Source organism: Corallococcus sp. CA053C (assembly GCF_003611675.1).
Lineage (GTDB): Bacteria > Myxococcota > Myxococcia > Myxococcales > Myxococcaceae > Corallococcus.
Genome location: NZ_RAWA01000606.1, coordinates 1 through 4035, shown reverse-complemented (window position 1 = coordinate 4035; position 4035 = coordinate 1). Strand labels below are relative to the sequence as shown.

4 protein-coding genes are annotated in these 4035 nt (G+C 73.4%); 1 reads left to right on the top strand and 3 read right to left on the bottom strand.

Annotation, left to right across the window (positions count from 1 at the left end):
- Positions 1-186: 186 nt before the first annotated feature.
- On the bottom strand, positions 187-1089 hold the full coding sequence (locus tag D7V97_RS40815; protein WP_120615956.1) for a cyclopropane-fatty-acyl-phospholipid synthase family protein: 903 nt from the start codon (positions 1087-1089) through the stop codon (positions 187-189).
- Positions 1086-2426 carry a sensor histidine kinase gene (locus D7V97_RS40810; protein WP_368669014.1) on the bottom strand — a complete coding sequence of 447 codons (1341 nt, stop codon included), beginning with the start codon at positions 2424-2426 and terminating at the stop codon, positions 1086-1088. The genes D7V97_RS40815 and D7V97_RS40810 overlap by 4 nt, the downstream gene beginning before the upstream one ends.
- A 280-nt stretch (positions 2427-2706) precedes the next feature.
- Here D7V97_RS40810 and D7V97_RS40805 point away from each other — a divergent pair, with 280 nt between their 5' ends.
- The gene (locus tag D7V97_RS40805; protein ID WP_120615955.1) at positions 2707-3330 is read left to right on the top strand and encodes a hypothetical protein; all 624 of its coding nucleotides are present in this window, start codon (positions 2707-2709) and stop codon (positions 3328-3330) included.
- Positions 3331-3334: 4 nt separating this feature from the next.
- Here D7V97_RS40805 and D7V97_RS40800 read toward each other — a convergent pair.
- Positions 3335-4035 (bottom strand): SAM-dependent methyltransferase (locus tag D7V97_RS40800; protein WP_120615954.1); only part of this gene is annotated, 701 nt, incomplete at its 5' end.

The following is a 4035-nucleotide window of genomic DNA, read 5'->3' as shown; positions in this document are numbered from 1 at the left end:
CCGCCGCCCCCGCCACCAGCCATCGCTTGTAGTTCGCCATGTCCAATCCTCCCTTGGATGTGATGAACCCAAGGCTGGGAGTGACGCGGCGCGGGGGCATCGTCCCGAACGTCCAATATCGCCGGGCTGCTCGCCCGGGTGGCCGGCGGAAGGAGGCTCGCCATCCCGCCCGCCCGAAGGCAGGCGTCAGTGTTCGCGGCGCAGCACGAGCAGCGCGTACTCCAGGCTGCCATCCAGCAGCCCCTGCTGGAGCCACAGGTGCTCGCGCTGCGACTCCACCCGCACGGCGTTGAGCGCGGCGCGCAGGCCTCGCGCGTCGGTGGCGCGGGCCATGTGTTCGTGCACGAGCAGCTCCGACGTCAGCGTCCAGAAGCCCACCGCGCGCGAGGACACGTTGTCGTGCACCTCCAGCTCCAGGCCTGCCCTCCGCGCGGCGTCGAGGAACCCGCTCACGCTGCCCAGGTGCGTGCGCCACATATCGCCGGACGGGTGCACGGAGCCCGGGCGCACCCAGAAGCAGTCCGCGATGGCCAGCAGGCCGCCCGGCTTGAGCCAGGTGCGCGCGCCGCGCAGCCACTGCGAGCGGGGCACCGGACACGCGTTCTCCACGGCGATGATGGCGTCGAAGCACCTCAGGCTCCGCAGGCCCTCCGCCGTGCACAGCAGGGGCTGGATGCGGCCCCCCACGCCCGCCTCGTGCGCGTACCCGCGCACCTGCTCCACGTGCGCGGGCACGCTCAACAGCGACGTCACCGTCGCCCGGTGCTCCTGCGCCCAGTACAGCGCGCCGCCGCCCAGGCCCGTGCCCACCTCCAGCACGTCCCCGCCGTCCGGGAAGGCGCCCATGGCGCGCGCCAGCTCCGCGAGCAGCATCTCCTGCGAGGCCTTGAGGCGCTTGCGCAGCTCCGGTGCCTGCATGCCCGGGGGCGGCAGCCGGTCCACGAGGCCCGTGTGGCAGTGCACCCGGGGGCCGGGGCCGAAGCGGGCGAGTCCGCGCTCGGCCAGGGCCTCGTGGTAGGCCACCACGTCGCTCGGCTCTGGCTCCAGTGGGACGGGGTGCGTGTCGTGGAGGGCGCTCAGGGCCTTCATTGGTACTCCCGGGGCAGCAGGATGCGAAGCAGGGCACCGCCGCCCGGCCCGTTGTGGCGATGCAGCAGGCCCCCGCTGGCGCGCAGCAGGCACTCGCTGGTGTAGAGGCCCAGCCCCGTTCCCTGGGGCTTGGTCGTGTACAGCTCCTCCGCCGGCGCGTTGAGCCGCTCCGGGGGGAAGCCGGGTCCGTCGTCCTCGATTTCCACTTCCAGCCGTCCGCTGAGCGGCTCGGTGCGCGCGCGGATGAAGACGCGCGAAGCGCCCTGCTCGCCGTTGCCCTCGCAGGCATTGACGACCAGGTTCTCCACCACCCGCCGCAGCGTGAGCGGCCCGCCCCGCAGCAGCGCGCGGGCGGGGCACGGCGGATCCACCCAGACGTGGATGTCCACGTCCGGGAACCTCAGGGCCACGTGGGCCTGCACGCACTCCAGCACCGGCCCCAGCGCCACGGCCTCCGGCTCCGCGCCGACGAAGCGGCGGCCCTTGGCGCGCACCTCCTTCACCATCTCCTGGAGCTGCCGCAGGCTGTCCTGGAGCTGGCGGGCCTGGTCCTCGAACTCGGTGCGCGCCAGGGGGCCGCGCTGCACGCCGAACGCGGCCATCATGTCCGCCGCGCTGCCCGCGTGGAGCAGCGCCTGCTCCATGTCCTGGTGGTGGCGCAGGATTTCCGCCATCGCCTGGGTGAGCTGGCCCACGTCGCGCTCCTGCTGCTCGATGAGCTGCGCGTGCACGGCGGCGCGCAGGCGCTCCGCGTCGGCGCGGGCCTGGTCGTACCGCACGGCGAGCTGTCCCAGGGACAGCTCGGCGAAGAGGGCCGCGGGGCCCACGATGGCGAAGAGCACCGCGTGGTCCGGGCTTGCGCGCAGCGGCAGGGCGCACGCGAGCGCCACGAGCGTGCCCACCGCGAGGAAGGGCTCGCGCCACGTCACCCGGTAGCGCCGGCCGTGCAGGGCGGTGGTGGCGATGAGCAGCACGCCCAGGACGAACGCCCCCGGCAGCGCGGCGAGCGCCATCAGGCTCGCGAGGAAGAAGTGCGCCAGCGAAAGCGACGGCAGCCGCCACAGCCAGCTCCGCGGGGTCAGCCGCGTGCGGCCCGAGTGCACCGCGCAGAAGGCCAGCCCGTTGACGGCGACCGGCAGGAAGCACGCGAGCGCGGTGGAGAAGGGCAGGGCGAAGAAGCCGCGCACCCCTGGAGCCCAGGCGACGAAGGCGATGAGCGCGGTGCAGCCGAGGATGCGACCCGCGCACGTCCCCAGGCGCTCGGAGGCGAGGATGCGGCTCGCGTCCTGCGCGCGCATCCAACGGCGGAAGGCCGTCACGCCGACGCTGGAGGACACGGGCAGGGTCTTCACGCGGGCGTGGGGCGGCGTTGCGGGGGAGGCCGCGCGAGGCCGGACAGGGCAAGGCCCGGACGAATGGCTGTCTTCGCGATGCGGCATGCTGGTCACCCCCCTGCACCAAGCACAGCCTGACGAGACACGAAGCAAAGGCGACCGGAGGGCTCCGGGTCAAACCGCGCCGCGCCGCCATTGTTGGGCAGTCCGCGTGGCGTGGCCCGGGTGCCCGCGTGCGTTACGGGCTTGGGGGGACACGCGGGGCGCGATAGAGGGGGCGCCCATGCGTGACAGAATCCAGACGGTGTTGCGGCAGCTGGTCCGGTCCTCCGACGTGGAGGTGCGGTGGCTGAATACGTTGTCGCTGCTGGAGTTCACCGGGGCGCGGAAGATTTCGCGCACGGTGGCGGACCGGCACCCGACGCTGGAGGTGCTGGGGCACCTGGCGGACGAGACGCGCCACGCGTTCACCTTCAAGCGGCTGGCGTGCGAAGTGGCGGGCCGCGAGGTGACGCAGACGGAGTTCCTGAGCGCGGGCGCGGCGGCCACGTGGTTCCAGTCGCTGGACCGGGAGCTGGCGGCGTGGGCCACGCAGGTGACGGGCGCGGCGGACGTGCACCTGCACTACCTGCTCACCACCGCGGTGGTGGAGCGCCGGGCGATGGTGCTCTACCCGCTCTACAAGGCGGCGACGCGGCACCCGGCGGTGCGCGAGGAGATGGGGCGGGTGGTGACGGAGGAGCAGGGCCACCGGCGCACCATCGAGGACGCCTGCCACGCGAGGCTCGAGAAGGTGGGCGCCACGCTGGAGCCCGCGCTCGCGCTGGAGGAGCGCCTGTTCGAGTCGTTCCTGAACGTGCTGGAGCGGGACGTGGCGGCGGCGCTCGACTCAGCGCAGGCGGCCTGAGCCGTCAGTCCTCCCGGTCCCCGTCCCCGCCGCCCGTGCCGGACAGCACCAGCGCGCCGCCCTTCCACGTCGCCTGGAGGTTGCGGGCCCGGCGCGCGCGCTTGCGGCTGAGCTCCACGCCCACCGCGTCCAGCCCCAGCGCGTTGGCCACCGCGAGCGCGGTGCCGTGGCCGCAGAACGGATCCACCACCGTGCGCGTGCGCGTCTGCTCCAGGATGAAGCGGCACGCCACCAGACACGCGGCCATCCCCATGCCGCGCGTCCACGTCACCTCGCCGGGCTCCGGCAGCACGTCCGCGGTGGACCTCCCCGGGTCCGCCTTCAGCCCCCGGCTGAAGCACAGCAGGTGCGAGTACGCGGGCCGCCCGAACGTCACCGTCCCCGGCGGCCGGCGACACACCACCTTGTGCCAGAGCGTCTCGCACCCCGCGGCCTCCGCCGCCCTGGACACCAGGTAGCCCTTGTCCACCCACGCCCCGTCCTTCTTCACGTCGGACTGGTAGAACACCGCCACCCCGTCCTCCGGCACCCGCGACAACACCTTCGTCGCCGCGCCCACGAACCAGTCCTTCCACTGGGACACCGTGAGCGAGGGGAACTCGGACACGTCCGGCAGCGACGCCACCACCGAACACCCCTCCAGCACGGGCCGTGCGTCCAACCACGCCAACGCGTCCTCGCAGAACACCGTGCGCTTCGCCTGTT